This window comes from Pseudomonas sp. NPDC077451, from assembly GCF_044543345.1.
Lineage (GTDB): Bacteria > Pseudomonadota > Gammaproteobacteria > Pseudomonadales > Pseudomonadaceae > Stutzerimonas.
In genome coordinates, this window is record NZ_JBITVX010000001.1 from 149,515 (window position 1) to 175,369 (window position 25,855).

The 25,855-nt window shown below is 60.5% G+C and carries 24 protein-coding genes; 9 read left to right on the plus strand and 15 right to left on the minus strand.

Annotation, left to right across the window (positions count from 1 at the left end; translation table 11 throughout):
- Nucleotides 1-100: 100 nt before the first annotated feature.
- Together ACIGHL_RS00720 and leuA are read right to left on the minus strand one after the other, a co-directional pair.
- On the minus strand, nucleotides 101-1,159 hold the full coding sequence (locus ACIGHL_RS00720) for an NAD(P)-dependent alcohol dehydrogenase (protein WP_216706749.1): 1,059 nt from the start codon (nucleotides 1,157-1,159) through the stop codon (nucleotides 101-103).
- Nucleotides 1,160-1,477: 318 nt separating this feature from the next.
- The gene (leuA, locus tag ACIGHL_RS00725; RefSeq protein WP_128118864.1) at nucleotides 1,478-3,148 is read right to left on the minus strand and encodes a 2-isopropylmalate synthase; all 1,671 of its coding nucleotides are present in this window, start codon (nucleotides 3,146-3,148) and stop codon (nucleotides 1,478-1,480) included.
- 297 nt (nucleotides 3,149-3,445) lie between these two features.
- On the opposite strand from leuA, the gene ACIGHL_RS00730 reads away from it, so the two are divergent.
- Nucleotides 3,446-3,847: a DUF2946 domain-containing protein gene (locus ACIGHL_RS00730; RefSeq protein WP_128118865.1), complete on the plus strand. Its 402-nt coding sequence runs from the start codon at nucleotides 3,446-3,448 to the stop codon at nucleotides 3,845-3,847.
- Nucleotides 3,848-3,901: 54 nt separating this feature from the next.
- On the plus strand, nucleotides 3,902-6,091 hold the full coding sequence (locus ACIGHL_RS00735; RefSeq protein WP_216706750.1) for a TonB-dependent copper receptor: 2,190 nt from the start codon (nucleotides 3,902-3,904) through the stop codon (nucleotides 6,089-6,091).
- Between the two features lie 41 nt (nucleotides 6,092-6,132).
- On the opposite strand, the gene ACIGHL_RS00740 is transcribed toward ACIGHL_RS00735, so the two are convergent.
- The 4 genes from ACIGHL_RS00740 to xseA are packed head-to-tail and all read right to left on the minus strand — an operon-like array spanning nucleotide 6,133 to nucleotide 10,294.
- A complete protein-coding gene (locus tag ACIGHL_RS00740; protein ID WP_128118866.1) occupies nucleotides 6,133-7,455 on the minus strand; it encodes a mechanosensitive ion channel family protein in 1,323 nt (440 codons plus the stop codon).
- Nucleotides 7,456-7,510: 55 nt separating this feature from the next.
- Complete coding sequence (locus tag ACIGHL_RS00745; RefSeq protein WP_128118867.1) at nucleotides 7,511-8,053, minus strand: hydrolase; 543 nt, start codon at nucleotides 8,051-8,053, stop codon at nucleotides 7,511-7,513.
- Nucleotides 8,054-8,072: 19 nt separating this feature from the next.
- A complete protein-coding gene (locus ACIGHL_RS00750) occupies nucleotides 8,073-8,891 on the minus strand; it encodes a peptidoglycan DD-metalloendopeptidase family protein (protein WP_216706751.1) in 819 nt (272 codons plus the stop codon).
- Nucleotides 8,892-8,914: 23 nt separating this feature from the next.
- A complete protein-coding gene (gene xseA, locus ACIGHL_RS00755; protein WP_128118868.1) occupies nucleotides 8,915-10,294 on the minus strand; it encodes an exodeoxyribonuclease VII large subunit in 1,380 nt (459 codons plus the stop codon).
- A gap of 136 nt (nucleotides 10,295-10,430) precedes the next feature.
- On the opposite strand from xseA, the gene ACIGHL_RS00760 reads away from it, so the two are divergent.
- The 3 genes from ACIGHL_RS00760 to guaA all read left to right on the plus strand — a co-directional run bounded on the left by ACIGHL_RS00760 (nucleotide 10,431) and on the right by guaA (nucleotide 14,259).
- Nucleotides 10,431-10,976: a sugar ABC transporter ATPase gene (locus ACIGHL_RS00760; protein ID WP_128118869.1), complete on the plus strand. Its 546-nt coding sequence runs from the start codon at nucleotides 10,431-10,433 to the stop codon at nucleotides 10,974-10,976.
- A gap of 132 nt (nucleotides 10,977-11,108) precedes the next feature.
- A complete protein-coding gene (guaB, locus tag ACIGHL_RS00765) occupies nucleotides 11,109-12,578 on the plus strand; it encodes an IMP dehydrogenase (RefSeq protein ID WP_045425305.1) in 1,470 nt (489 codons plus the stop codon).
- A gap of 100 nt (nucleotides 12,579-12,678) precedes the next feature.
- Nucleotides 12,679-14,259 carry a glutamine-hydrolyzing GMP synthase gene (guaA, locus tag ACIGHL_RS00770; protein ID WP_045431660.1) on the plus strand — a complete coding sequence of 527 codons (1,581 nt, stop codon included), beginning with the start codon at nucleotides 12,679-12,681 and terminating at the stop codon, nucleotides 14,257-14,259.
- Between the two features lie 80 nt (nucleotides 14,260-14,339).
- On the opposite strand, the gene ACIGHL_RS00775 is transcribed toward guaA, so the two are convergent.
- Together ACIGHL_RS00775 and ACIGHL_RS00780 are read right to left on the minus strand one after the other, a co-directional pair.
- Nucleotides 14,340-15,392, minus strand: a complete 1,053-nt coding sequence (locus ACIGHL_RS00775) for a GGDEF domain-containing protein (RefSeq protein WP_128118963.1) — start codon at nucleotides 15,390-15,392, stop codon at nucleotides 14,340-14,342.
- Between the two features lie 635 nt (nucleotides 15,393-16,027).
- The gene (locus ACIGHL_RS00780; protein WP_128118964.1) at nucleotides 16,028-16,858 is read right to left on the minus strand and encodes a DUF1206 domain-containing protein; all 831 of its coding nucleotides are present in this window, start codon (nucleotides 16,856-16,858) and stop codon (nucleotides 16,028-16,030) included.
- A gap of 201 nt (nucleotides 16,859-17,059) precedes the next feature.
- Here ACIGHL_RS00780 and ACIGHL_RS00785 point away from each other — a divergent pair, with 201 nt between their 5' ends.
- On the plus strand, nucleotides 17,060-18,430 hold the full coding sequence (locus ACIGHL_RS00785; RefSeq protein WP_128118965.1) for a multicopper oxidase family protein: 1,371 nt from the start codon (nucleotides 17,060-17,062) through the stop codon (nucleotides 18,428-18,430).
- Between the two features lie 25 nt (nucleotides 18,431-18,455).
- A complete protein-coding gene (gene tadA / locus ACIGHL_RS00790; protein WP_216706752.1) occupies nucleotides 18,456-18,974 on the plus strand; it encodes a tRNA adenosine(34) deaminase TadA in 519 nt (172 codons plus the stop codon).
- A 13-nt stretch (nucleotides 18,975-18,987) separates the two neighbouring features.
- Here tadA and ACIGHL_RS00795 read toward each other — a convergent pair whose 3' ends face one another.
- Nucleotides 18,988-20,097 carry an ABC transporter ATP-binding protein gene (locus ACIGHL_RS00795; protein ID WP_128118967.1) on the minus strand — a complete coding sequence of 370 codons (1,110 nt, stop codon included), beginning with the start codon at nucleotides 20,095-20,097 and terminating at the stop codon, nucleotides 18,988-18,990.
- A complete protein-coding gene (gene argF, locus ACIGHL_RS00800) occupies nucleotides 20,094-21,014 on the minus strand; it encodes an ornithine carbamoyltransferase (protein WP_128118968.1) in 921 nt (306 codons plus the stop codon). The genes ACIGHL_RS00795 and argF overlap by 4 nt, the downstream gene beginning before the upstream one ends.
- Before the next feature lie 270 nt (nucleotides 21,015-21,284).
- Here argF and grxD point away from each other — a divergent pair, with 270 nt between their 5' ends.
- Nucleotides 21,285-21,611 (plus strand): Grx4 family monothiol glutaredoxin, encoded by a 327-nt coding sequence (grxD, locus tag ACIGHL_RS00805; RefSeq protein WP_019341028.1) that lies wholly within the window; start codon nucleotides 21,285-21,287, stop codon nucleotides 21,609-21,611.
- A gap of 156 nt (nucleotides 21,612-21,767) precedes the next feature.
- On the opposite strand, the gene bfr is transcribed toward grxD, so the two are convergent.
- Both bfr and ACIGHL_RS00815 read right to left on the minus strand, forming a co-directional pair.
- Nucleotides 21,768-22,238 (minus strand): bacterioferritin, encoded by a 471-nt coding sequence (gene bfr / locus ACIGHL_RS00810; RefSeq protein WP_045425321.1) that lies wholly within the window; start codon nucleotides 22,236-22,238, stop codon nucleotides 21,768-21,770.
- Between the two features lie 198 nt (nucleotides 22,239-22,436).
- A complete protein-coding gene (locus ACIGHL_RS00815; protein WP_082082138.1) occupies nucleotides 22,437-22,655 on the minus strand; it encodes a bacterioferritin-associated ferredoxin in 219 nt (72 codons plus the stop codon).
- A 175-nt stretch (nucleotides 22,656-22,830) separates the two neighbouring features.
- Here ACIGHL_RS00815 and ACIGHL_RS00820 point away from each other — a divergent pair, with 175 nt between their 5' ends.
- Nucleotides 22,831-23,373, plus strand: coding sequence for a YaeQ family protein (locus ACIGHL_RS00820; protein ID WP_128118969.1), 543 nt, complete (start codon nucleotides 22,831-22,833; stop codon nucleotides 23,371-23,373).
- A gap of 107 nt (nucleotides 23,374-23,480) precedes the next feature.
- Here the strand turns inward: ACIGHL_RS00820 and ACIGHL_RS00825 are convergent, their stop codons facing one another.
- From ACIGHL_RS00825 to ACIGHL_RS00835, 3 genes are read right to left on the minus strand one after another with little or no spacing between them, the layout of a single operon-like run.
- Complete coding sequence (locus ACIGHL_RS00825; protein ID WP_128118970.1) at nucleotides 23,481-24,395, minus strand: 5-oxoprolinase subunit C family protein; 915 nt, start codon at nucleotides 24,393-24,395, stop codon at nucleotides 23,481-23,483.
- Nucleotides 24,392-25,096 carry a 5-oxoprolinase subunit PxpB gene (gene pxpB / locus ACIGHL_RS00830; protein WP_128118971.1) on the minus strand — a complete coding sequence of 235 codons (705 nt, stop codon included), beginning with the start codon at nucleotides 25,094-25,096 and terminating at the stop codon, nucleotides 24,392-24,394. Before pxpB ends, ACIGHL_RS00825 begins: the two co-directional genes overlap by 4 nt.
- Nucleotides 25,093-25,842, minus strand: a complete 750-nt coding sequence (locus tag ACIGHL_RS00835) for a 5-oxoprolinase subunit PxpA (RefSeq protein WP_128118972.1) — start codon at nucleotides 25,840-25,842, stop codon at nucleotides 25,093-25,095. The genes pxpB and ACIGHL_RS00835 overlap by 4 nt, the downstream gene beginning before the upstream one ends.
- Between the last annotated feature and the right edge of the window lie 13 nt (nucleotides 25,843-25,855).

Genomic DNA, 25,855 nt, shown 5'->3' on the forward strand with positions numbered 1-25,855 from the left:
GCGACCTTAGCGGCTCGGCGGCAAAGAAGGAAGGGCCGGTTCGAGCGCGCTGTTTTGGATCACGGGCGCGCTTCGGCCAAGCGCGCCCGTGCTGGGTGGATTACGCGGACTTCAGCGAGGCCATGTCGATGACGAAGCGGTACTTCACGTCACTCTTGAGCATGCGCTCGTAGGCCTCGTTGATGGTCTGGATATCGATCATCTCGATGTCCGAGACGATGTTGTGCTCGGCGCAAAAGTCGAGCATCTCCTGGGTTTCGGCAATGCCGCCAATCAGCGAGCCGGCCAAACGACGGCGCTTGAAAATCAAGCCGAACACGCTCGGCGAAGGATGCGGCGAAGCCGGTGCGCCCACCAGAGTCATGGTCGCGTCGCGCTTGAGCAGCGACAAGAAAGCATCAAGATTGTGGGGCGCTGCAACGGTATTGAGAATGAAGTCGAAGCTGTTCAGGTGCGCGCTCATCTCGTCCTGGTTCTTCGATACCACGACTTCGCTGGCCCCCAGACGCAGGGCGTCTTCCTTCTTGTCGGGCGAGGTGGTGAACAGCACGACATGCGCGCCCATGGCATTGGCAATCTTCACCGCCATGTGCCCAAGGCCACCGAGACCGACCACGCCGACCTTTTGACCGGGGCCGACCTTCCACTGGCGCAGCGGCGAATAGGTGGTGATGCCTGCACATAGCAAGGGCGCGACAGCGGCAAGCTTGTCTTCGGTATGCGAGATACGCAGGACGAATTTCTCGTTCACCACGATGTTGTCGGAATAGCCGCCAAAGGTGTTCTCGCCACCGCCAAACGCGGGACCATTGTAGGTGCCGACAAAACCATTCTCGCAATACTGCTCGAGACCCTCGCCACAGGAAGGGCAGCTCTGACAGCTGTCGACCAGGCAGCCGACGCCAGCGATGTCGCCGACCTTGAAGCGGTTGACCGACTCGCCAACGGCACTGACCCGGCCAACGATCTCGTGGCCCGGAACGGAGGGGTAGAGGGTGTTGTGCCATTCGTTGCGGGCGGTGTGAAGATCCGAATGGCAGACGCCGCAGAAGAGAATCTCGATCTGCACATCGTTCGGCCCTACGGCACGGCGCGAGAACGTATGGGGTGCGAGTGGCGTGCTTGGGTCAAATGCGGCGTAACCAATGGTTGTACTCATGAGCGCTCCTGTGGCGTTTTATCGGGCGGGCGGAAGTGCTCAAGCCTATGCCAATAGCGAACAGGTCCGATTGCACAATCCTGCCGATGACTCACGCATTTCTGCTGGAATGAGATAGACCTGGCCTGGGCGGAGGTGTTCGGTACGTGATGCGCCGGGTTTTGGCAAGCGATTGCTTGTCTGTCACGCCGCGACGAAACGGTGGGTCGGGAGCAGATGCTGCCGTCAGAGTAGCGGCGAGCGGTAGGCCATCGTGCCGCCTCCCAGGCGGCTCTAGTTGCAGCGTGGCGGGCCCTGCGCAGAACCCGCCATCTCCGTTTAGGCTGCTTTCAGCTCGGCCTCACGCAGAGCCCGGTTGAGGGCGCTGAACAAGGCGCGAATGCTGGCGGTGGTGATGTTTTCGTCAATGCCGATGCCATGCAGCGGGCGCTCGCCATCCAGACGCACTTCGATATAGGCTGCGGCCCGCGCATTGCTGCCGGCACCGATCGAGTGCTCGTGGTAATCCATGATCTCCAGCTTCACGGGCAAGCCGGCGACCAGCGCTTCCAACGGCCCTTTGCCGATCCCACGCCAGTGCATGGTTTCACCCTCGCTGGTGACTTCCACCTCCACGGCGCTGGTGCCGTTTTCTTCCTGTAAACGGTGACTCTTCAGGGCGTACGGCGCCGTGGCTTGCAGGTATTCACCCTCCAGCAGGGAATAGATCTGCTTGGCATTCATCTCCAGTCCCAGGCGATCGGTTTCCTTCTGCACCACCTGGCTGAATTCGATCTGCATGCGGCGCGGCAGGCTGATGCCGTACTCCTGTTCCAGCAAGTAGGTGATGCCGCCTTTGCCCGACTGGCTGTTGACGCGAATCACCGCTTCGTAGCTGCGGCCGATATCGGCCGGGTCGATCGGCAGGTAGGGGACTTCCCAGACGCCGTTCGGGTCCTGCTGGCTGAAGCCCTTGCGAATCGCGTCCTGGTGTGAGCCGGAGAAGGCTGTGTGGACCAGATCGCCGACGTAGGGATGGCGTGGGTGCACCGGCAGCTGGTTGCATTCCTCAACCACCTTGCGCAGGGCATCGATGTCAGAGAAATCCAGCTGCGGATCGACGCCCTGGCTGTACATGTTCAGCGCTACGGTCACCAGATCGACATTGCCGGTGCGCTCGCCGTTGCCGAACAGGCAGCCCTCGACGCGATCCGCCCCGGCCATCAGGCCCAATTCGGTGGCAGCAACGCCCGTGCCGCGGTCGTTGTGGGTGTGCAGGCTGATCAGCACGCAGTCGCGCTTGTTGATCTGGCGGCCGAAATATTCAATCTGGTCGGCATAGATATTTGGTGTGGCAGCCTCGACGGTGGCCGGCAGGTTGAGGATTAGTTTCTTCACAGGCGTCGGTTGGAATACTTCGATTACCGCGTTGCAGACCTCGACGGCGAAGTCGGTCTCAGTGGAGCTGAACACCTCGGGTGAATATTCGAAGCGCCAATCGGTTTCCGGCGCCGCATCGGCGAGACGCTTGACCACCTGCGCAGCGGCGACAGCGATGTTCACCACACCAGCCTTGTCCTGGTTGAACACGATGCGACGGAAGCTCGGCGCGGTCGCGTTGTAGTAATGAACGATGGCCCGCTTGGCGCCCTTGAGCGATTCGAAGGTGCGGGTGATCAGGTCCTCGCGAGCCTGGGTCAGCACTTGAATGGTGACGTCATCCGGAATATGCCCACCTTGGATCAACTCCCGAACGAAATCGAAATCGGTCTGCGATGCCGAGGGAAAGCCCACTTCGATCTCCTTCAGGCCGATCTGCACCAGCGTCTTGAAGAAACGCATCTTTTTCGCCGCGTCCATCGGCTCGATCAGCGACTGGTTGCCGTCGCGCAAATCGGAGCTCAGCCAGATCGGAGCCTGGGTGATGGTCCGCGATGGCCAGGTACGGTCAGGCAGATTGATCACCGGAAACGCGCGATATTTGTTTGAAGGATCTTTGAGCATGGTCATGGCGATTTCCTTGAGCGGCTCCCCGAAGCGCAGCGCGGAGCAGGGAGGGCAGAGCAGGTCGATGCGTATTTATGGTTCGAATGTAGGGCGCTCCTATCGGGTATTGCAACTGTCTCGAAAAAAATGGTGAAAAACACTAATAAAAATCCATAAAGGAAAATAAACAGTCGATTGGTCGCCGTAATCGAAGATTGATTGCTCGGCTCGATTGCGGCCCCGTGTCGCACTCACCCTGCACCTCGGGGCGTGCGATCATCCGGCCACGATGAGCAGTAGCCGATCCACGGCAGGATTTACGTGAGACGCAAAGGACAGTTCACAGCGGGTCTCTGGCTTGGCCTGTTTGCCATGCTGATGATCCATGTGGGTCCGCTCTATTCAGCATCGCAGCTTAAGGCTGCCCAGCACGACGCTGCAGCTCCGGTCGCGCACCAGCATCATTATCACGATGCAAAGGGTCATTCGTCAGCGCTGCATTCTCCCTCGCGCTCGGATAGCCAGCCGGCGTGGCTCGCTTCGCTCGACCTCTGTGGTTACTGTGAGCTGTTGACGCTGAGTCCGCCGTTGGTCCTGGCGTTCGCGCCTGCGTTGCCTTATTTCCCGCCTGTTTACGCACGGCTGGTTCCTCGACAGCCCCTGCCGGCCATGCCACGCCTCACCGGCGGCCATGCGCGGGCGCCACCCGTATTTCACTGCTGATTTCCGAGCCGCTAACGCGCGGTTCCTCCTAAATCTCAGAAGTGGAAGAACTTTATGTCCAGAATCACCCCTGTGCGGGCGGTAGCCTCGCGTCTGCCCGTCAACCTTTCCCTGCAGCCTTTGCGCTTGCGTTGGCAGTTGGCTCACCTCGCGCTGTTAAGCGCCTTGGCGGGCCAAGGCATGGCCGCTGAAGCCAACCCCGAATCGACCATCCAGCTCACGCCCATGATCATTACCGGCGTGGCGCAGCAGTCCCCGCTTAAAGTGGTCACCGATCCGAAGATTCCGCGCCAGCCAATGCCGGCCAGTGACGGCGCGGATTATCTGAAGGCCATTCCGGGCTTCTCCGCGGTGCGCAACGGTGGAGTAAACGGCGATCCGGTGTTCCGCGGTATGTTCGGCTCTCGGTTGAAACTGCTCAGCAATGGCGGCGAAATGCTTGGTGCATGTCCGAATCGCATGGATTCGCCGAGCTCCTATATCAGCCCGGACACCTTCGACAAGCTAACCGTCATCAAAGGGCCGCAAACCGTGCTCTGGGGGCCCGGCGCTTCGGCGGCCACGGTGCTTTTCGAGCGCGAGCCGGAGCAGTTCAGCGAACCTGACTACCGCCTCAACGCCAGTCTGCTGACCGGCTCCAACCGTCGTTTCGACCGCAACCTGGACGCCGCCGTGGGTAGCACACAGGGTTACGCGCGGCTAATGGCCAACAGCTCGCAGGCTGACGACTACGCGGACGGCAATGGCGATACCGTGCCGTCGCGCTATGACAAGTGGAACACCGATGTCGCGCTCGGCTGGATGCCGGATGCGGACACCTTGGTCGAGCTGACCGCAGGCCGTGGCGACGGCTTCGCCCGCTACGCCGGACGGGGCATGGATGGCAGCCAGTTCCAGCGTGAAAGTCTCGGGCTGCGCTTCGAGAAGACCAATATCGGTGAGACCTTCTACGGGCTGGAGGCGCAGGTCTATTACAACTACGCCGACCACGTCATGGACAACTACAGCCTGCGCGATTTCGTTCCGACAATGATGATGACCCAGCCGACCCTGTCGCGGGTCGACCGCCGCACGCTCGGTGGCCGACTGGTCGGCACCTGGCAATGGTCAGATGTCGACTTGAAGGCCGGCATTGATGCGCAGCGCAGCGAGCATCGCAAGGCCATGAACCCGACCGGTGCGGTCAATCAGATGGTGGCGGCGGCGGGTAGCGACGCGCTGCCCTGGGTGCCGGATGCCGTCCTGCACAGTTACGGCCTGTTCGGCGAGCTGACCTGGCAGCTCAGCGAACGTGAGAAAGTCATCAGCGGTCTGCGGCTGGATCTGCACGAGGCGACCGACGAGCGAGCATTCTTCAAAAGCCATCACCCGACGCTGAAGAACATGATGGGCATGCCGGTCAGTCAGGATTGGACCAATCCGACGGCAGGGGACACCCGGCGTGACACGCTATACAGCGGCTTCATGCGCTATGAAAAAGAGCTCGCCAGCATGCCGGTCACCGGGTACGCCGGCCTCGGTCATGCCGAACGGTTCCCCGATTACTGGGAGCTGTTCGTCTCCAACCCCGGTCCGGTCGGCAGCGTGCAGCCGTTCGATTCGGTGCGGCCGGAGAAGACCACGCAGCTGGATATCGGCCTGCAGTACGCCGATGGCCCGCTGCAAGCCTGGGTCTCCGCGTACGCCGGTTTGGTCGAAGACTACATCCTGTTCAGCTATGTGCCCGGCGTGATGCCCAGCATGCTCCGCGCGGAGGTAAGCAACATTGACGCCGCCATTGCCGGTGGCGAGATGGGCGGAAGCTACCGGTTCACCCGCAACTGGAAAGGCGATGCGAGCCTTGCCTACGCATGGGGGAAGAACCGCAGCGATGACCGTGCCATGCCGCAGATCCCACCGCTGGAGGGGCGGTTTGGCCTGACCTACGAGCGTGACGACTGGAGCACCAGTGGCCTCTGGCGAGTGGTCGCGTCGCAGGGCCGGGTTGCAAAAAACCAGGGTACCGTCGTCGGCAAGGACTTCGACGAGAGTGCCGGCTTTGGCGTGCTGGCGGTCAACGGTGCCTATCGTTTGGATCAGCACTTCAAGGTAAGCGCCGGTGTGGACAATCTTTTGGACAAAGCCTACAGCGAGCACCTCAACCTGGCCGGCAGCGCTGGCTTCGCCGACTACGGGCTCGACGCAACCCGTCGTGTCAACGAGCCGGGCCGCACCTATTGGGCGCGGATCGACATGAGCTTCTGACGCACATTGTCAGCAGACATGAAGCAGCCAGCGGTGATCTTTCACTGCTGGTTGCAATCAGCCGTCCCGGTTTTGTCGTCGTCGCGCCGGTCGCTCGGTTGGGGCAACTGCGGCATCGGTCGGCTAAGCAGCTGGCTGACCGAGCCATAGCCCTCGCGCATGTCCGCACCGCTCGGGTGCTGGAACACGCGCAGACCGAACTCGGGCAGGATCGCCAGTAGGTGATCGAAAATGTCTGACTGGATCGCCTCGTACTGGGTCCAGGCGACGGTGTTGGTGAAGCAGTAAATCTCGAGCGGCAAGCCGTCAGCGGTAGGGCTGAGCTGGCGCACCATCAGGGCCATGCCTTGGTGAATGCCTCCATGGCTGCGCAGGTAGCGCTCCACGTAGGCGCGGAAGCTGCCAATGTTGGTGATGCGTCGAGTATTCACCGGCTCCTTGCCGCGCTCTTCAAGCTTGGCATTCCACTCGTCAATCTCTCGGCGTTTTTCGGTGAGGTATTCATCGAGCAGGTTGAAACGATGCAGGCGCTCGCATTCGTCGTTGCTGAGAAAATGCACGCTTTGCTGATCCAGAAATAGGCTGCGCTTGATCCTGCGGCCTCCGCTTTCCTGCATGCCTCGCCAGTTCTTGAACGAGTCGCTGATAAAGCGCTTGGTCGGGATGTTGCTGATGGTCTTGTCCCAGTTCTGCACTTTTACCGTATGCAGAGCAATGTCGATGACATCGCCGTCGGCGTTTAGCTGCGGCATTTCCACCCAGTCGCCAACACGGATCAGGTCGTTGGAGGTGATCTGCACGCTGGCCACCAGTGAAAGAATGGTGTCCTGAAATATCAGCATCAATACCGCCGCCATGGCGCCAAGGCCGGACAGCAGGATCAGCGGCGAACGGTCGATCAGGGTGGCGATGATGAGGATGGTGGCGACCGCGTACAGCACGATCTTGACCACCTGCAGATAGCCCTTGATGGGGTGCACATGCGCATCGGCGCGGCGCTGGTACATCATGTTGATGATGTCCAGTAACGCACCCAGGGCGAGGGCGATGGTCAGCACGATGAAGCCGCCGCAGACATTGCGCACGACTGTGACGGCCGCTTCCGGTAAGCCCGGTACGGCATTCACGCCAATCGACAGCACCAACGCCGGCACGATGTTGGACAACCGGCGAATGATGCCGAAGTCCTGCAGCTGAGTTTCGCGAGTGCTGCGCAGTATTTTGTACAGACCGCGCACCAAGATGCGCTTGACCACCCAGTTGGCCAGCCAGGCCGCGAACACCAGCGCCGCGCTGGCGACCAGCGTTTCCAGTTCGGCATGCTCGCCCAGCCATTCCAGCCAGACCTTCAATTCTTCCTGCATCGTACCGCTCCGTCAGTTGGCGTCAGACCGCAACCACATGCCAGGGGCTGTCCTATTAGCGGATGAACTCGCGGCTGATCGAGCGGAAGAGGTCGGTCCCTGCCTGTTCCATCCATTCGAACGCAACCATTTCGCGCGAAACGATGCTGGCACCGGCTTGTTGCATACGTGCCAGACCAAGCGCTTTATCGCTGGCGCGGCGCGATCCGACAGCCTCTTCGACCACGAACACCTGATTGCCGCGAGCCAGCAGATCGAGCACGGTCTGCAGTACGCAGATATGGGTTTCGATGCCGCTAATGATGAATTGCTTGCGCTCGCCGCCGGGGCGCCTGAACAGTTCGCCATCGCGCGCTGCGGAAAAATGCAGCTTCTCGATGATCGCCTCGTCAGCCATGCCATCGCGCAGGGCTGCGATCGTAGGCCCGAGGCCCTTGCTGTACTGCTCGGTGACCAGCACCGGCACACCGACGCGTTGGGCGACCTGGATCAGCCAGGCGCTGTGCTCGGCCAACGTGGTGTGGTCTTCGATGGCGGGAAATAGCCTTTCCTGAATGTCGATGATGACAAGCGTCGAATTCTGCGCATTGATGAGCATATGGGGTCCTTGGGGCGGGTCAGGGTTTGAACGCACCGATGAAGATCGACGGGTCGACCCGTGCATCGTTTAGGCTGACGTTCCAGTGTAGATGCGGGCCGGTGGCTCGGCCGGTGGAGCCGACCTTGCCGAGCATGGCACCACGGGAAAGCTCGTCGCCGACCTTCACATCAATCTGCGACAAATGACAGAACATGCTGATCAGGCCTTGGCCGTGGTCGACGAACACGGTTTTGCCATTGAAGAAATAATTGCCGGTGAGAATGACCTTGCCGGCAGCCGGTGTCTTGATCGGTGTACCGGTCTTCGCAGCGAAATCCAGCCCGGAATGCGGGTTGCGCTCTTCACCATTGAAGAAGCGGCGCAGCCCAAACGGCGAGGACAGCGGGCCGTTGACCGGCTTGTCGAACAACAGGTTACTGGGCTGGCGTGGGCTGAACTGTCTATAGGCCCGTGTCTGTTCGTCCAGTTCGCGCTCGATACGTTTGAGGTCGGTCGGGTTGGGGTTGACCTGGCGCTGGTTCTTTAAGGTGATGCGCTGTTCGCGGTAGGTGCGCGGTTCGACACGGAAGCTATGTGCCTGGCCGTCGACTTCCAGCGAGTGCTGACCGGCTTTGCCCGACAGTGGAACGCCGACAATGGCGATCCAGCGCTGGTCATCTTCGCGTACCACCAGCACGGGTTTGCCGTCGTACCGTGCTTTCGGCGCGCTGGCATCGTTACCCAGGTCGATTACCGCAACGCCCCCCGGTACGGGTTTGTTGAGCAGACGGGTGAGAAAACCTTCGGCGTGGACGGGAAGTGAGAGGCAGAGCAGCAGGGCAAGAGCAAAACGCATAAGAGTCCTGGGCAGAAAGTGGGTTAGTCCAGCAGTGACAAGGTGACGGGCGTTTGATGGTTGTCTTCGACCCTGACGTCCAGCTCGCCTTCGCCCAGACGCGCCCTGAGTCGTTGGCCGGGCTGGGTCTGGCCCGCATGCCGAATGGCCTGGCCGCGCTCGTCGAGCAGGATGCTGTAGCCACGTGACAACGTGGCGAGCGGGCTGACGACATTCAGCGTCTGCGCCAGTCCCTGTAAATGTTGGCGATGGCCTTTCAGGGTGTCCTGCATCGCTCGGGGTAGGCGGCTGGACAGATGATCGAGGCGTTGGCGCAACAGGTTCAGATTTCGGCCTGGGTGCTGGCCCGCAAGGCGTGTGTCGATGCGGGCGAGGCGTTCCTGCCCGGCGCCTAGCCGACGGTCGATGCCGCGCAGCAGGCGTTGTTCGAGATCGTCGATGCGCTGGGCCTGTTGTTGCAGACGCTCGCCGGGGTGTCGCAGCCGGCGTGTCAGGCCTTCGAGGCGAGATGCCTCGCGGTGTAAACGGTCCCGCATCCGCAGCAGCAAGCGCTGGCGCAGGCCATCGAGTCGCTGGCGCACGTCTGCGCTGCTGGGAGCCAGGAGTTCGGCCGCGGCTGACGGGGTCGGTGCGCGCACATCGGCAACGAAGTCGGCAATGGAAACGTCGGTTTCATGGCCCACGGCGCAAACGATCGGCGTCTCGCAGGCTGCCACGGCGCGTGCGACCAGTTCTTCGTTGAAGCACCACAGGTCTTCCAATGAGCCGCCGCCGCGCGCCAGGATCAGCGCATCGAAGCTGCCACGGTCGGCCAGTTCTAGTGCGCGGACGATTTGTGCCGTCGCTTCGCGACCCTGGACTGGGGTCGGTACCAGCGTCAGGGCAACATGCGGCGCACGTCGACGGAACACCGAAATGATGTCGCGGACCACCGCACCGGTGGGCGAGCTGACGATGCCAATACGTTGCGGGTGAGCGGGCAGGGCGCGCTTGCCGGAGGCGTCGAACAAGCCTTCGGCGCTTAACTTGTCTTTTAGCGCTTCGAAGGCCAGGCGTAGCGAGCCGTCGCCCGCTGGCTCGACGTTGTCGAGAATCAGCTGATAGTCGCCGCGGCCCTCGAACAAGGACACCCGTCCGCGCACTTTCACCGCGAGGCCGTCGCGCAATGCCTGACGCACACGCAAGGCGTTCTGTCGGAACAGCGCGCAGCGCACCTGCGCACTCTTGTCCTTCAGCGTGAAGTAGACGTGGCCGGATGCCGGCTTGGACAGGTTGGATATTTCGCCTTCTACCCACACCTGGGCGAAGACATCTTCGAGCAGCAGCCGCGCGCGACCGTTGAGCTGGCTGACGGTCAGCACTTCACGGTCGAGATTGAGGCGTTGGAAAGGATCTTTGAGCATGCCGGGATGATAAGGGAAAGTATGGTTAGGCGCTGAGGGCGAATGGCCAAACGGACAACAGGCGACGCCGCGTCGTTGACCTGCGCTGAGTAGTCATTAAGCTGCGCCGCTTTCTTCGCCTCCTTTCGAGTCAGTCATGAGTCATAGTCAAGCGATCGTCGTGCCGCGTATCTCATCCTTTCCTGGCCATGAAGCCAAGGCGCGAATGATCCTGCGTTGGCTTGCCGAGCGGCGCATCGTCGAGGCGCTGCCAACTACCTGTGGGCGCGGTGTTGGCGGCATGGCCTATGCGCTTGGATCGGGTGCGCGCAACGTTGTGCTGCACCCTGAGCGGTTGCCGTTCGCTGAGCCGATCAATGGCTTGGAGGTCGTGACCAAGCGCTGCATCTACACGCCGACCCGGGCGTTTGCCGAGGAGGCCGGATGCCCTGAATGTCGGCAAGAGATTGGTGAGGCGCTGTTCGAGAGTCTCGACGAGTGGATGCCTGCACAGACCGACACCTTCACCTGTCCGGAATGCGGGTACGAGGATGACATCAACGGCTTCCTGTTCATTCCTGCCTGCGGCTTTTCTAATCTTGGCTTCATCTTCAACGGTTGGGGCGAGGCTGTATTTGCCCAGCCCTTTCTTGACGAGTTCGCTGGACGACTGGGATTCAAGGTGGCGGTGGTGGTTGTGTAGAGGTGACCGGTCAGTCATTTGTTCGACGTAGCGAAGCGGGACGCGCGCGGCGGACCTTACAACTGCATTGAGCGTAATGGTGTGCGTGGGTATAATGCCGCGCTTCCTTTTTCCCGCCTGGGAGCCCCCGCCATGCTGCGTATCAGCCAAGAAGCCTTGACTTTCGATGATGTTCTCCTGATCCCGGGATATTCCGAGGTCCTGCCGAAGGATGTCAGCCTCAAGACCCGCCTGACCCGCGAAATCGAGCTGAACATTCCCCTTGTTTCGGCGGCAATGGACACCGTCACCGAAGCCCGTCTGGCCATCGCCATGGCGCAGGAAGGCGGCATCGGCATCATTCACAAGAACATGAATGTCGAGCAGCAGGCCGCTGAGGTGCGCAAGGTCAAGCGCCACGAAACGGCCATCGTTCACGATCCGGCGACCGTGACGCCTGAAACCAAGATCAGCGAACTGCTGCGCAAGGCGCGGGAGCTTGGTTTCTCTGGCTTCCCTGTGGTCTCGGGCAAAGAGCTGGTGGGTATCGTCACCGGGCGCGACCTGCGCTTCACACCGAACGTCGGTGATTCGGTTGCCGCGATCATGACGCCGAAGGAAAAGCTGATCACCGTTCAGGAAGGCACCGGGCTCGAGGAAATCAAAACCAAACTCTACGAGCACCGCATCGAAAAGATGCTGGTGGTCGACGGCAACTTCCACCTGCGCGGCCTGGTGACCTTCCGTGATATCGAGAAGGCCAAGACTTACCCGCTGGCCTCCAAGGATGATCAGGGCCGCCTGCGTGTCGGTGCTGCCGTTGGGACTGGCGCTGATACGGCTGAACGTGTCGAAGCGTTGGCTGCTGCCGGCGTCGACGTGATCGTTGTAGACACCGCACACGGCCATTCCCGCGGCGTGCTCGACCGCGTTCGCTGGGTGAAGGATAACTTCCCGCAGGTGCAGGTCATTGGCGGCAACATCGCCACGGCCGAAGCTGCGCTGGATCTGGTCAAGGCTGGCGCTGACGCGGTCAAGGTCGGCATCGGCCCAGGTTCGATCTGCACCACGCGCATCGTCGCTGGTGTCGGTGTGCCGCAGATTTCCGCTATCGCCAACGTCTCGGCTGCCCTTGAAGGCACCGGCGTGCCGATGATCGCCGATGGCGGCATCCGCTTCTCCGGTGACCTGTCCAAGGCTATCGTCGCCGGTGCCAATGCCGTGATGATGGGCTCGATGTTCGCCGGTACCGAGGAAGCTCCGGGCGAGATCGAGTTGTTCCAGGGCCGCTCCTACAAGGCCTACCGCGGCATGGGCTCGCTGGGCGCCATGTCCCAGGCGCAGGGTTCGTCGGATCGTTACTTCCAGGACTCTTCCGCTGGCGCCGAAAAGCTGGTGCCGGAAGGCATCGAAGGGCGCGTGCCGTACAAGGGCTCGCTGGCGGCAATCATTCACCAGCTGATGGGCGGCCTGCGCGCCTCCATGGGCTATACCGGTAGCGCGACCATCGATCACATGCGCACCCACCCGCAGTTCGTGCGCATCACCGGTGCCGGCATGGCCGAGTCCCATGTGCATGATGTGCAGATCACCAAGGAAGCGCCCAACTACCGGGTTGGTTGATATTTCTGTCGCTGGAGGCTGATCGCCGAGCGGCTGGATGGGCAGTGTCTCGTTCAGCCGCTTGCGATCAGCCTTCAGCCGTTTTTCCCAGGGGAAAAAAATGGCCCATCAAGACATTCACGCTCACCGCATCCTGATTCTGGACTTCGGCTCGCAGTACACCCAGCTGATCGCCCGTCGCGTGCGCGAGCTCGGCGTCTACTGCGAATTGCATCCGTTCGACATGAGCGATGAGGACATTCGCGACTTCGCGCCGCGCGGCATCATCCTGGCTGGTGGCCCGGAGTCCGTGCACGCCGAAGGTAGCCCGCGCGCGCCGCAGGCCGTGTTCGATCTCGGCGTACCGCTGTTCGGTATCTGTTACGGCATGCAGACCATGTCGGAGCAGCTGGGCGGCAAGGTGCAGGGTTCGGATGAGCGCGAGTTCGGTTACGCGCGCGTCGATCTGGTTGGCAAGTCCAAGCTGTTCGATGGCATCGAAGACCACATGGACGACGACGGCGTGTTCGGCCTCGACGTCTGGATGAGTCACGGCGACAAGGTAACGACGCTGCCGGAAGGCTTCCACATCCTGGCCAGCACACCGAGCTGCCCGATTGCTGCCATGGGTGATGATGACCGTCGCTACTATGGCGTGCAGTTCCACCCGGAAGTGACCCATACCCGTCAGGGCGGGCGCATTCTGTCGCGTTTCCTGCTGGAAATCTGCGGCTGCGAAGCGCTGTGGACGCCGTCCAACATCGTCGATGATCTGGTCGAGCAGGTTCGCAATCAGGTCGGTTCGGCCAATGTGCTGCTGGGCCTGTCCGGCGGTGTCGATTCGTCGGTCGTTGCGGCGCTGTTGCACAAAGCCATCGGTGATCAACTGACCTGCGTGTTCGTCGACAACGGCCTGCTGCGTCTGCACGAAGGCGACCAGGTAATGGCGATGTTCGCTGAGAACATGGGTGTCAAGGTGATCCGTGCCGACGCCGAGGCACAGTTCCTCGATAACCTCGCCGGCGAAGCTGATCCGGAAAAGAAGCGCAAGATCATCGGCCGAACCTTTATCGACGTGTTCGATGCCCAGGCCAGCAAGCTCGACAACATCCAGTACCTCGCTCAGGGCACCATCTACCCGGACGTCATCGAGTCCGCTGGTGCCAAGAGCGGCAAGGCCCACGTGATCAAGTCGCACCACAACGTCGGTGGCCTGCCGGAGGAGATGAACCTCAAGTTGGTCGAGCCCCTGCGCGAGCTGTTCAAGGACGAGGTCCGCAAGATCGGCCTTGAACTCGGCCTGCCTTACGACATGGTCTATCGCCATCCCTTCCCAGGCCCGGGCCTGGGCGTGCGCATCCTCGGCGAGGTGAAGAAGGAGTACGCCGACCTGCTGCGTCGCGCGGACCACATCTTCATCCAGGAACTGCGTAACTTCGACTGGTACCACAAGACCAGCCAGGCCTTCGTGGTGTTCCAGCCGGTCAAATCCGTAGGTGTGGTGGGCGATGGTCGCCGCTACGCCTGGGTCGTTGCACTGCGTGCGGTAGAAACCATCGACTTCATGACTGCACGCTGGGCACATCTGCCGTATGAGCTGCTGGAGAAGGTCTCCAACCGCATCATCAACGAAATCGACGGTATCTCACGCGTGACGTACGACGTATCGAGCAAGCCGCCGGCGACTATTGAGTGGGAATGATCGGGTGTCTGGCGCTGGCCGACACTGATTAGCAGAAAAGCCTGAAGCCCGCGTAACTGCGGGCTTCTGATTGTTTGTCGCTAAACCACAGCGACCTCAACCCTGTTACGCCCAGCGGATTTGCTTTCGTAGAGCGCAACGTCGGCGCGTGCGATCGCATCACTGAGCAACTCGTCTGCACGATACTGGGTGATGCCGATCGACAGCGTAATGCAGACTCGTATGTCATCGCTGTAGAGTTCCAGTTCCTCGACACTCTTGCGTATACGCTCGGCGCTGTCGCCCGCATGGCTGAAATCCGTATCCGGCAGAATCGACAGAAACTCTTCGCCGCCCCAACGGCCGATGAAGTCCTGGTCACGCATTGATTGTTTGAGTAGATCGCTCACCGCTTGGAGAACGCGATCGCCCATGTCGTGACCATACTGGTCATTGACCTGCTTGAAGTGGTCAATGTCCATCAGCATCAAGGTGAGGTTGGTGGGGTGGCGCTGGTGTCGCGCCAGGACCTTTTCAGCGAGTTCAATCATGTGTCGACGATTGAATAGACCGGTCAGTGAGTCGGTGGTTGCCATTGACGCCAGCTTCCTGTGTGCCCGGGTCACCGTGGCCACATAGAACAGCGCGAGATAGCTGAACATGCAGAAGACCACGGTAAGGTTGAACACGTGCACGCCCAGCAGCGCACTGGAGGAGATGGGTTGCAGCGGTTCAATGAACCACATCAATACGTCCAGTCCGACGTAGTAGGCCCATAGCCACCCCGCGTATATCCAGGCGGTGCGCGTGGGCATGCTGACGAACAGGGCAGGAATAAACATCAGCAGAAAATAGTGGAAGCCGCTTTCCCAACCAATCAGCACCGTTCCCAGTCCGGCATGAACAAGCACTTCAATGCGTATCAGCATGACCGCGAGCTGATTTCTTCGCTGTTGGAATGCGCGATAGGCATAGATATACATCGCCACGCTGACCACGTTTATCCAGGCCAGAATCGGTGAGCCAAGAATGAGGAAGATGAATAAAAAGGCTACATCGACGCTACCCGCCAACTGACAGCAACGCATTGAAAGCTGCCAGAACTCCGGGCGGGCGTCGCGCTGGCGAAGGTGTTCCGGTTGTGTTCCTTGCATCAATGCTGTTCCTTGAAGTCCGGTTCTATCGCGTCGGCTGTTTGAGTTGACTGCCTAGGAAACACAGTAAAAGAGAAAGGGAAGAGAGCCGTTCGCAGCGCATCTGAAGCACGGTACGAGCCTGGAGGGCGGCTGTCTAGTGGCCACTGGCCCTGTGCTTGATAGCCATATGTTCCAACAGGCTTACGATCCAGTCGCAGCTGGCGCCGACAAGATGCCAATGTCGTACCTGCTTTTTTTCAGCAGTTCAGAGGGGAGTGAATCAACGCGGGACGTTCGTCCATGCTTGTTTTCGTACTCGATTGGCCGCAAAGCTCAAGCGCGCAGGGAAACCACTTATATCACTAAACAGCGGTAGCTTTTCGAAACGTTGCGCTGCGAGCTTCGAGAGCCTTAGTAACCGCTGGCGATCCTGTATTCACTCGCGTGCGAACAAGACTTTCTTGGTTCGGTCGTGTTCCAGCGAGGACGTTAGGGCGGTCGCGTCTACGTTTTCGGCACCGCTCGCGGCCGAGTTCTGCGAACCGCTCTGGTCGAAAATTGCCGTCCGCGTCGAAGGTAACCTAGCCGTACCATTCCCGGACCGCCTTGGCGAGTAGAAGCCCCGACGTGCCGGGGCTTCTACTCGCGTTCAGTCAGTGCATGACGGCCGGCGTATCGATACGGCGCCAGATCGCTTCGGAGAAGCTGTAAATGGCGAAGGCCACCAAACCAAGGCCAACCAGCGATAGCCAGAACGTGCCGAAGGGCAAGTTTTGCAGAGCGTTCAGAGCATCTTCCAGGCCCGGCGGGTTGGTTGGCTCGTAGTGGCGGCCACCTGTGAAGAGCATGCCGGCAACTACGAGAAAGGCGACGCCGCGTGCGATGAGACCTGCGCGGGAAATCGGGCGAACCCATTTCATGACGTGTTCGGATGCGTAGAAGTACTTTTCGAACTTGGCTTTCCAGCCCTTGATGATGTGGGCAATACCAACGCCCAGCGGTACTAGCGCAACCAGATAGATCAGGTAGTTCGAGTATTTCCAACCAAGCAGGCCCGACAGGAAATCGCCGCCTGACCCGCCGCTGCCGCCTGACCCGCCGATGGAGCTACCAAGCAGCCCAAGGGTGAATAGGGCAAGCAGGGTATAGGCCACGGCACTACCTACGAGACCTGCACGGATCGCTAGGCCCTTGGCATCGGTGCCATGACCTTCCGGATCGGTAATCGCCTGAGTTAAGCGCCACGCCACGTAAGCCACGAGGCCGACAACCATGATCCAGAGCAAGGTCTCCCCGAAAGGCTGCCCTAACAATTGTTGAATGGCGCCTTTGGTACCGACGGTGTTTCCGCTGCCGATGCCGGCCATAAAGGCGAATATGCCGACAATCAGATAGACAACGCCTCGTGCGGCGTAGCCGCTTCGAGCGAGCCAGGTGATGCCTCGGCTGACTTCGCCTTTGGCCTGGGCTGCAGTGGGGTGCATGGCGCCTCCTCGATATGGATGAATGTCTCCTTAAGTAGACGCGGGATTAGGCGCTAGGGTTCGCTGTTATTAGTTGAGGGGCTTGCAAGGGCATTGCTTGCATGCTGCGACAGAGCGCACGAAGCTGTAGCATGATGCAAATGCGAGCGATTCCAATCTAGTTGTTTGTGCCACTGCTCGTGCAGTTTTGATGAGAATGAAATGACTTTTACCCGAAGGAAAGTGCTGTCCGGGTTAGCTGGGCTAGCGGCGCTGGGCGTTGCCGGTGGCGGAGCACGCTATTGGCTTGGGCGTCCCGCTGATCCCGTGACACATGATTACGAGCTGATCGCAGCTCCAGCTGATATCGAGTTGATCGCCGGCACCAAGACCCCAGCATGGTGCTACGGTGGGCAGGCGCCGGGCGTCGAACTGCGCGCCAGACAGGGGGAGTGGTTGCGGGTGCGCTTCACCAATCACCTGCCGGAGCCCACCACTATCCATTGGCATGGCATCCGCCTGCCGCTGAATATGGATGGGGTTCCTTATGTTTCCCAGCTGCCTGTCTTGCCCGGCGAGTCGTTCGATTATTTGTTTCAAGTGCCGGACGCGGGTAGTTTCTGGTATCACCCACACACGTCGAGCGCCGAGCAGCTGGGGCGCGGCCTGGTAGGGCCGTTGATTGTCGAAGAGCGCGAGCCGAGCGGGTTTCGCCATGAGCGAACGCTTAGCCTTAAGAACTGGCATGTCGACAAGCAGGGACACTTCACCGATTTCAGCGTACCGCGAGAAGCTGCCCGAGGAGGAACACCTGGCGTGTTGTCGACCATCAATGGCGAGCACGCGCCGACCCTTGAACTGCCGGCGGGCCAAGTGGTGCGTTTGCGCATCATCAATCTCACCAACACTGTCACTTATCGTGTGAATCTGCCGGGCGGTAATGCGCGTATCTATGCGATCGATGGCAACCCGATCGCGCCGCGGCCGCTAGGCAAAACCTATTGGCTGGGGCCGGGCATGCGCATCGACCTGGCCTTGAAAGTGCCGCCTGCTGGCGAGCAGCTATCTTTGCGCAATGGTCCATTGCGGCTGGCGACCCTCTCTTCGATCGCCACGACAGAAGACGAGGGTAACTGGCCGGCACCGCTGCCAGCCAACCCAATCGCTGAACCGGACCTGCAGCGGGCCGAAACGCTGCGCTTCAACTTCGAGTGGGCCGGCACGTTGTCCAGCGATGCGGGGCAGGGCGACGCGTTCACGTTCTGGCAGATCAATGGTCAGGCTTGGGACATCAATGACAAGACCTGTGCGGATCGGCCCATTGCCACCTTGAAGAAAAACGGTCATTACATATTCGAGCTGCGCAACCTCAGCCAATATCAGCACCCGATTCATCTACACGGCATGACCTTCAAGGTCATCTCGTCCAACCGCAAACGAATCGATCCCTGGTATACCGACACCTACTTGCTCGGCAAGAACGAGACGGCCCGAATCGCGCTGGTGGCGGATAATCCAGGCGTCTGGATGTTCCACTGTCATGTGATCGATCACATGGAAACCGGGCTGATGGCTGCGATTGAAGTGGTTTGATGGAAGCGACAATCGGGTGGAATAGATGAGGAAGCCGATGATCATTGATCGTTCCCGCGATGATGAGTTCATGCGCGAGGCGTTGTTGCTTGCGGCCGAAGGCGCAAGACTAGGAGAGGTGCCGGTCGGTGCGGTGGTCGTACAGGATGGCAAGGTTATCGGCCGCGGTTTCAATTGTCCGATCTCCACTCACGACCCCAGTGCTCACGCTGAGATGGTCGCTATTCGCGATGCAGCGGTGAGCCTGGAAAACTATCGGTTGCCGGGCAGCACGCTGTACGTGACGCTTGAGCCTTGCAGCATGTGCGCAGGATTGATCGTCCACTCGCGTATTCAGCGGGTGGTGTATGGCGCCACGGAGCCCAAGGCTGGCGTTGCGGTCAGTCGCGGAGAATTCTTTTCGCAGCAGTTCCTCAACCACCGCGTGCTGATCGAAGGCGGGGTGAGCGCGGAGGCGTGCAGCCAAGTGCTGAGTGAATTCTTCAAGGGGCGCCGCCTCAAGACACGAGGTGGCGAGGCGGCGCAAGGATCGTTGGAGGGCTAAGGCGTAGCAGCAATCAGACGTTGCTGCTGTAGCGGCGCACGCCCGCGTCTGGCAGCTTTTCGTGGGCGGCAACGCTGCCCTGCGCGGGAAACACCACCAAATGGTCGGCAGCAATGGCAATACCGACTTCCTGGCCTGTCGGGTAGTCCGCGTGGCTGGGAAATATCCCCTCCAGCTGATTACCGGTAGGCAGCTGCAGGCGATACAGCGTCGAGGCGCCAAGAAATGTCTTGCCGACAATGAGCGCCTTGAGTCTGCTTTCCGGCGAATAGACGATGTCATCCGGACGCAGCAGGACGTCCACCGAGCTGCCAGCCGGCATGGTGTAGGCGCGGTTGCCGCGAATGACGCCCAGTTCGGTCTGGACTGTCTCCGGGTCAATCAGCTGGCCGCGGATGAAATACCCCTGGCCTATGAAACTCGCCACGAAGGGTGTAAGCGGCTCATGGTAGAGGTTGAACGGCGTGTCCCACTGTTCCAGCCGACCATCCTTGAACACACCGACCTGATCGCTGACAGCGAAGGCTTCTTCCTGATCGTGGGTGACGAGAATGGCGCTGGTGCCACGCGCCTTGAGAATTTCGCGAACCTCGTGGCTCAGACGTCGGCGCAGATCGCCATCGAGGTTGGAGAAGGGCTCGTCTAGTAATAGCAGTTCCGGCTCGGGCGCAAGGGCTCGGGCGAGCGCAACACGTTGTTGCTGGCCGCCGGAAAGCTCGTGCGGATAGCGCTTGCCGAGCGGCGACAGGTGCACCAGGTCAAGCATTTCTCGCACGATGCGTTGCGATTGCGGATGCTTGCGGATGCCGAAGCCAATGTTTTCCGTCACGGTCAGATGCGGGAACAGAGCATAGTCCTGAAACACCATGCCGACCCTGCGCTTCTCGGGCGCCAGGGTGAAACCACGGCGCGAAAGCACAGCGTCGCCGAGCTGGATCTCGCCTTCGTTGACGTGCTCGAACCCGGCGATAGCCCGCAATGTAGTGGTTTTACCGCAACCGGATGGCCCCAGGAGACAGCCGATATCGCCGCGATTCAGGTGCAGATTGAGACTCTGCACGATGCTCTGACCGCCATAGCCGCAGTCGAGGTTGCGCAGATGCAGCAGCGGTTCATGGCTCATGCGTGGTGGTATGCCGGCTCGACCAGAAACTCAAGCAGGGCTTTTTGTACATGCAGACGGTTTTCGGCCTGTTGCCAAGCGACTGCTCGCTTGTCGTCGAGCAGGTCGTGGCTGATCTCCTCGCCGCGATGCGCCGGCAGGCAATGCATGAACAGGACGTCTTCGGCTGCCGCGTCGAGCAAGGCGCGGTCGACTTGATAGGGGCGGAAGGTGGCAATGCGAGCGGCGACTTCGTCCTCCTGGCCCATGGAGGCCCAGACGTCTGTGCTGACCAGGTGTGCGCCAGCTACCGCTTCGCGTGGGTCACGGAATACCTGTACCCGGTCTCCGGCCTGCGTGAGCAGCTCACTCTTGGGCTCGTAGCCCGCCGGGCAAGCGATACGCAGCTGGAAATCGAACTGAAGCGCGGCCTCCATATAGGAGTTGCACATGTTGTTGCCATCCCCGACCCACGCGACGGTCTTGCCCGCGATGCTGCCGCGCAGCTCATGAAAAGTCTGCATGTCGGCCATCAGCTGGCAGGGGTGTAGATCGTCTGAAAGGCCGTTGATCACTGGCACCGAGGAGTTCGCTGCAAACTCGGTCAGCGTCGAATGAGCGAAAGTGCGGATCATGATGGCGTCGAGCATGCTCGACATAACGATGGCTGAGTCGCTGATCGGTTCGCCGCGGCCCAATTGCGTGTCGCGCGGCGAGAGAAACACGGCTTGGCCGCCGAGCTGAATCATCCCTGCTTCGAAAGACAGTCTCGTGCGGGTCGAGGCTTTTTCGAAAATCATGCCCAGGACGCGGTTTTTCAGCGGCTCGAACAGAATGCCGCGCTCGCGCAGATCCTTCAGCTCGATGCCGCGACGGACCAGGCCTAACAGCTCCTGGGGCGTGCAATCCATCAGTGAGAGAAAATGCCTTGCGCTCATATCAACTACCTTTCATTGCCGCAGTCGAGGCCGGAGATTTCGACGAAAAAGAAGGGCCTACGACAGGGGTCGCATAGATGGCGACGAAACGGGAAAGGCGCGATCTTATCCAGAAAGTCTCAGCCGGCGCAAATCGGCCTCAGCGCGCCAGATTCCTGCGCTGCAGGCGAGCCGTGCCGGATGCGAGCTGATAAAAGCCGAGCACGTGACTCGGCTTTTAGCCTGCTGTTCTGTACAATGCGCGGCAACCGAGACTAGCCGAGGTGCCCCATGGATATCATCGAAACCATCAAAGAGCAGATCGAAAAGAACCCGGTGCTGCTTTATATGAAAGGCTCGCCCAACGCCCCGCAGTGTGGCTTTTCTGCCCGTGCGACCCAGGCTGTGATGGGCTGTGGCGAGAAGTTCGCCTACGTCGACATCCTGCAAAATCCTGAAATCCGCACCAATCTGCCGAAGTATGCCAACTGGCCGACCTTCCCCCAGCTGTGGGTGGATGGCGAGTTGGTCGGTGGCAGCGACATCATCCTGGAAATGTTCGAAAAGGGTGAGCTGCAACCGCTGATCAAGCAAGCCGTTGAGAAAGCTGGCGCCTGATCGCGACTCCAAAAAAGAACCCGCCTGGCCGCGGGTTTTTTTTCGTCTGCATTTCGGCTCGCTCAGGTCAAAAAGCGGCTCGTGTTTACGATGAACTGCTAGGCAATAACGAAGAAACGGGAGCCGAGGCTCCCGTTTCATTACAGCTCGGATGCTTTACTCGTCCATCTGCGACTGCAGATAGTTCTCCATGCCGACCTTGCCGATCAGGCTCAGCTGGGTTTCCAGCCAGTCGATATGTTCTTCTTCGGACTCCAAGATGTCTTCGAGCAATTCGCGGGTGCCGTAGTCACCGACGCTCTCACAGTAGGCGATCGCGACCTTGAGATCCTGGATGCCACCCTGCTCGAGCTTGAGGTCACATTCGAGCATTTCGCGAGTGTTTTCACCGATCAGCAATTTGCCGAGGTCCTGCAGGTTAGGCAGGCCTTCGAGGAACAGGATTCGCTTGATCAGCTTGTCTGCATGCTTCATCTCGTCGATGGATTCTTTGTACTCATGCTTGCCAAGCTTGCCGAGGCCCCAATCCTCATACATGCGCGCGTGCAGGAAATACTGGTTGATCGCGACCAGTTCGTTGCCAAGAATCTTGTTGAGATGCTGAATAACTAGCTTGTCGCCTTTCATGTCCGTGCCCTGCGTCGAATCGGATTCGTAATGGGCGCAGTCTGGCCACGAAGATGGGCTCTGTCAAACCTAAGTCATTGAATTAAAAAGGGTAAACCGGAATAAGAATAAGTCTGTTCCGCGACTTGCAGGCAACGTGTTGATTTGCGGGCAGAAAAAAGCCGGGCATGCGCCCGGCTCCGGAAAATCGACAGGGTTTCAGGCGGGCGCAAAACCTGCAGGGTAAGCAAGAGATGTGCTGGCACTCTGTATATCGCTCAGGGTTTCGCGAACAACCTGCTTGGCGACGCACGCGCATTTACCGCATTGGGTAGCCACGCCGGTAGCGTCTCGCACTTCACGATAGCTGCAGCATCCTTCGTAGATGGCTTCACGGATCTGGCCGTCGGTAACGCCCTGGCAAAGACACACGTACATATGAACTACCCGTTGGGTCTGCGAATAGGTGGATGCTAAATATAATGAGAACGATTGTCAAAGAACGCTCGTCGGATTTTGCCTTCTCCGGGCGGCGCAGGAACCCACGCTACGGTCGCCTCTGAGGCTGTGCCAATAGGCTAAACTGCGGCTCCTTTTGCCGCCTGGAGCTGTCATGGCCCTGCAAGCCACACCTTATAAGGTAGAGATCAATCTCACCGATCTTGACCGCCACGTGTATCAGGATCTGCGCTTCACTGTTGCTCGGCATCCCTCGGAAACCGAGGAGCGGCTGGTGGCACGGCTGATCGCCTACGTGCTTTGGTATGACGAAAAGCTCGCGTTCGGTCGGGGGCTGTCGGATGTCGATGAGCCGGCGCTCTGGGAGAAGAGCCTCGATGACCGCGTGCTGCACTGGATTGAGGTCGGCCAGCCGGATGCCGAGCGGATCACCTGGTGCTCGCGGCGCGCCGAACGTTTCAGCCTGGTGGCCTACGGCAATCTGCGGGTATGGCAGACCAAGGTGCTCGACAGCGTGCGCAGCCTGAAAAAGATCAACGTGGTAGCCGTGGGGCAAGAAGCGCTGGAAGCCGTCGCGCGCGATCTGCCCAGGTCGGTCAGCTGGAGCGTGATGGTCAGCGAAGGCGCGCTGTTCATCACCGACGAGCGTGGCCAGCACGAAGTGCCGCTGGACTGGCTGATCGGCGAGCGCGGCTGAGCTTTCAGCAACTGACCAGGCTTGCCTCTAGGCCGAGCCAGGTGCGCCTGCCTGCTCGGACACTTGCAGGCTGGTCAGCTGTGCATGGTTTCGCGCCGCTGACGCCGTTAGTGCCACTGGGCGAGCAACAGCCGTTGCTCGCGTTGCGCGGCTTGCAGTGCCACCGGTTTCAATTGCACCTCGGTGCCTGGCAGGCACTGCGCCAGGCGTGCGACCGCAAGTGGCGTCAGCGCTCCCAGTCTCGGGTAGCCGCCAATCGTCTGCCGGTCGTTGAGCAATACGATGGGCTGGCCATCTGGCGGGACCTGGATGGCGCCCAGCGGTACGCCTTCTGAAATCATCGTTTGCCGTGAACAGCGCAGCATTGGCCCTAGCAGACGAATGCCCATGCGGTCGGCACGCTGATCCACTGTCCACGAACAGTTGAACGCGTCGAACAGGCTCTGGCCGCTGAAGTCTCCGATCTGCGCCCCTAGCACGACATGCAGCGGAGCGCCGGTAAACAGCGCTGGGGTCTGTTCAGGTCTCAATTCGCGCTTGCTAGCTGGGGCGCCATTCCAGGCCAGAAGGTCGCCTGTAACCAGTGGCTGGCCATTGCCGTGCAAACCACCGAGTCCCTCTCTGCGTACCGTGGCGCAGCTGCCCAGAAGTTGCGGCGCCGTGAATCCGCCGGGGGCTGCGAGATAGGCGCGCACGCCCAGTTGCGGCGTGCCGAAACGCAGGCGCTGGCCCTTGCGGATGTTGAAGCTGCGTCCTGGCGTGATGGGTTGGTCTTCCAGCGTTGCGGCAAGGTCGGCGCCGCACAGGGCCAGGTAGCCGTCCGCTTCGGCAAGCAGAACAAGATTGCCCAGCGTGATTTCCACTGTCGCGGCCTGAAGCGGATTACCCAGCAGCCAGTTGGCCGATGCTTGCGACACCCAGTCGGCAGCGCCGCCCTGGGTGACGCCCAGATGACGGACGCCGAATCGACCGCCGTCCTGCAGACTGGCCAGCGCGCCGCTGCGCTCGATCAACAGGCTCATGGCGCTTCCTCGTAGGGCGTGTCGTCCCCGCCGAGCCGCAGGAATTCGACGCGATCAACGGGCTGGAAACAGACCCGGTCACCGGGTTGCCAGATGCTGTAGCCGTCCAACTGCCGGTCAAACAGGCGAGTCGGGCTGCGTCCGATGAGGTTCCAGCCTCCTGGCGATACCAGAGGGTAAATGGCCGTCTGGCGATCGGCGATCCCCAGGCTGCCGGCTGGCACTCGTTTACGCGGCGTTTGCAGGCGCGGGCTGGCGAGGCATTCTTCAACCAGCCCCATGAAGGCGAAACCCGGCGCAAAGCCCAGCGCAAAGACTTGATAAATGCGCGCGCTATGCCTTTCGATCACGCCTGCCGTGCCGAGCCCGCTGCGTCGGCCCAATGCCTCCAGTTCAGGTCCGACGCTTGGGTCGTACCACACCGGAATATTCAGTTCACGTGACTGTCCGTCTGTGTCCGGCTGCAGGTCATGCAGCGCTTCAGTCACTCGCTGATGCGCCTGATCGTCAACCAGCTGGCTCAGGTCGTAATGCACCAGCAAGGTTGTATAGGAGGGGACGAGATCTAGCAGCGCCCCACCGAACACCTCGCGTAGCCGCCGGGCCGCAGCGAGTAGCCACGGCATGTGGGTTTCGTCGATCTCGTCGAACAGGCGCAGCATCAGACAATCGATGCCGACCACTTCGATTCGTGGCTTCATCCTGCCAGGCTCTGGAGTGTCTGGCGTATCCGCTGGACTGCGGCGACGGAGCCGGCGTTGTCTCCATGTACGCAGAGACTGTCGGCGCGCAGCACCAGCGCGCTGCCGTCGCTGGCAATAAGGGCTTCGCCTTTAGCCAGGCGCAAGGCTTGGGAAGCGACTATATCGGCTTCGTGATGAACGGCGCCGGGCTGACTGCGAGAGACCAGCATGCCGTCCGGGTCGTAGGCGCGGTCGGCGAACACTTCGAACCACAGGGTCACACCAAGCTCGTCGGCCAGCATCTGGGCAGTGCGGTTGTCTCGAGTGGACATCAGCATCAAGGGCAGCGCCGGCGAGTAAGCGATGACGGCTTTCATCACCGCGCGGAGCAATTCGGGCTTGCGCATCATGTCGGTGTAGAGCGCGCCGTGCGGTTTGACGTAGCGAACCTGAGTGCCTTCGGCGCGGCAGATGCCGTCCAGTGCGCCGATTTGATAGAGCAGCATGTTCTCCACTTCATCCGGGCTGCAGGCCATGGAGCGCCGACCAAAGCCGACCAGATCGGGGTAGGCGGGGTGCGCGCCAATCTTGACCTCATGTTGCGTTGCCAGGGCGACGGTGCGGCGCATGATCTGCGGATCCGAGGCGTGAAAGCCGCAGGCGATGTTGGCGCAATCGATGAAGGGCATGACCTCGGCGTCCAAGCCCATCGTCCAGGCCCCGAAACTCTCGCCGATATCGCAATTGAGTAGCAGGCGCTTCATGACGGTCTCCGGG

Excerpts from the sequence above, each read along its gene's own strand:
- ACIGHL_RS00820 (WP_128118969.1), top strand. The coding sequence starts at position 22,831 with ATGGCCCTGCAAGCCACACCTTATAAGGTAGAGATCAATCTCACCGAT.
- ACIGHL_RS00735 (WP_216706750.1), top strand. The coding sequence starts at position 3,902 with ATGTCCAGAATCACCCCTGTGCGGGCGGTAGCCTCGCGTCTGCCCGTC.
- leuA (WP_128118864.1), bottom strand. The coding sequence starts at position 3,148 with ATGACCATGCTCAAAGATCCTTCAAACAAATATCGCGCGTTTCCGGTG.
- ACIGHL_RS00775 (WP_128118963.1), bottom strand. The coding sequence starts at position 15,392 with ATGCAAGGAACACAACCGGAACACCTTCGCCAGCGCGACGCCCGCCCG.
- guaB (WP_045425305.1), top strand. The coding sequence starts at position 11,109 with ATGCTGCGTATCAGCCAAGAAGCCTTGACTTTCGATGATGTTCTCCTG.
- bfr (WP_045425321.1), bottom strand. The coding sequence starts at position 22,238 with ATGAAAGGCGACAAGCTAGTTATTCAGCATCTCAACAAGATTCTTGGC.
- ACIGHL_RS00740 (WP_128118866.1), bottom strand. The coding sequence starts at position 7,455 with ATGCAGGAAGAATTGAAGGTCTGGCTGGAATGGCTGGGCGAGCATGCC.
- tadA (WP_216706752.1), top strand. The coding sequence starts at position 18,456 with ATGAGGAAGCCGATGATCATTGATCGTTCCCGCGATGATGAGTTCATG.
- ACIGHL_RS00815 (WP_082082138.1), bottom strand. The coding sequence starts at position 22,655 with ATGTACGTGTGTCTTTGCCAGGGCGTTACCGACGGCCAGATCCGTGAA.
- grxD (WP_019341028.1), top strand. The coding sequence starts at position 21,285 with ATGGATATCATCGAAACCATCAAAGAGCAGATCGAAAAGAACCCGGTG.
- argF (WP_128118968.1), bottom strand. The coding sequence starts at position 21,014 with ATGAGCGCAAGGCATTTTCTCTCACTGATGGATTGCACGCCCCAGGAG.
- ACIGHL_RS00720 (WP_216706749.1), bottom strand. The coding sequence starts at position 1,159 with ATGAGTACAACCATTGGTTACGCCGCATTTGACCCAAGCACGCCACTC.
- ACIGHL_RS00750 (WP_216706751.1), bottom strand. The coding sequence starts at position 8,891 with ATGCGTTTTGCTCTTGCCCTGCTGCTCTGCCTCTCACTTCCCGTCCAC.
- ACIGHL_RS00795 (WP_128118967.1), bottom strand. The coding sequence starts at position 20,097 with ATGAGCCATGAACCGCTGCTGCATCTGCGCAACCTCGACTGCGGCTAT.
- ACIGHL_RS00760 (WP_128118869.1), top strand. The coding sequence starts at position 10,431 with ATGAGTCATAGTCAAGCGATCGTCGTGCCGCGTATCTCATCCTTTCCT.
- guaA (WP_045431660.1), top strand. The coding sequence starts at position 12,679 with ATGGCCCATCAAGACATTCACGCTCACCGCATCCTGATTCTGGACTTC.
- ACIGHL_RS00785 (WP_128118965.1), top strand. The coding sequence starts at position 17,060 with ATGACTTTTACCCGAAGGAAAGTGCTGTCCGGGTTAGCTGGGCTAGCG.
- pxpB (WP_128118971.1), bottom strand. The coding sequence starts at position 25,096 with ATGAAGCCACGAATCGAAGTGGTCGGCATCGATTGTCTGATGCTGCGC.
- ACIGHL_RS00745 (WP_128118867.1), bottom strand. The coding sequence starts at position 8,053 with ATGCTCATCAATGCGCAGAATTCGACGCTTGTCATCATCGACATTCAG.
- ACIGHL_RS00835 (WP_128118972.1), bottom strand. The coding sequence starts at position 25,842 with ATGAAGCGCCTGCTACTCAATTGCGATATCGGCGAGAGTTTCGGGGCC.
- ACIGHL_RS00825 (WP_128118970.1), bottom strand. The coding sequence starts at position 24,395 with ATGAGCCTGTTGATCGAGCGCAGCGGCGCGCTGGCCAGTCTGCAGGAC.
- xseA (WP_128118868.1), bottom strand. The coding sequence starts at position 10,294 with ATGCTCAAAGATCCTTTCCAACGCCTCAATCTCGACCGTGAAGTGCTG.
- ACIGHL_RS00780 (WP_128118964.1), bottom strand. The coding sequence starts at position 16,858 with ATGCACCCCACTGCAGCCCAGGCCAAAGGCGAAGTCAGCCGAGGCATC.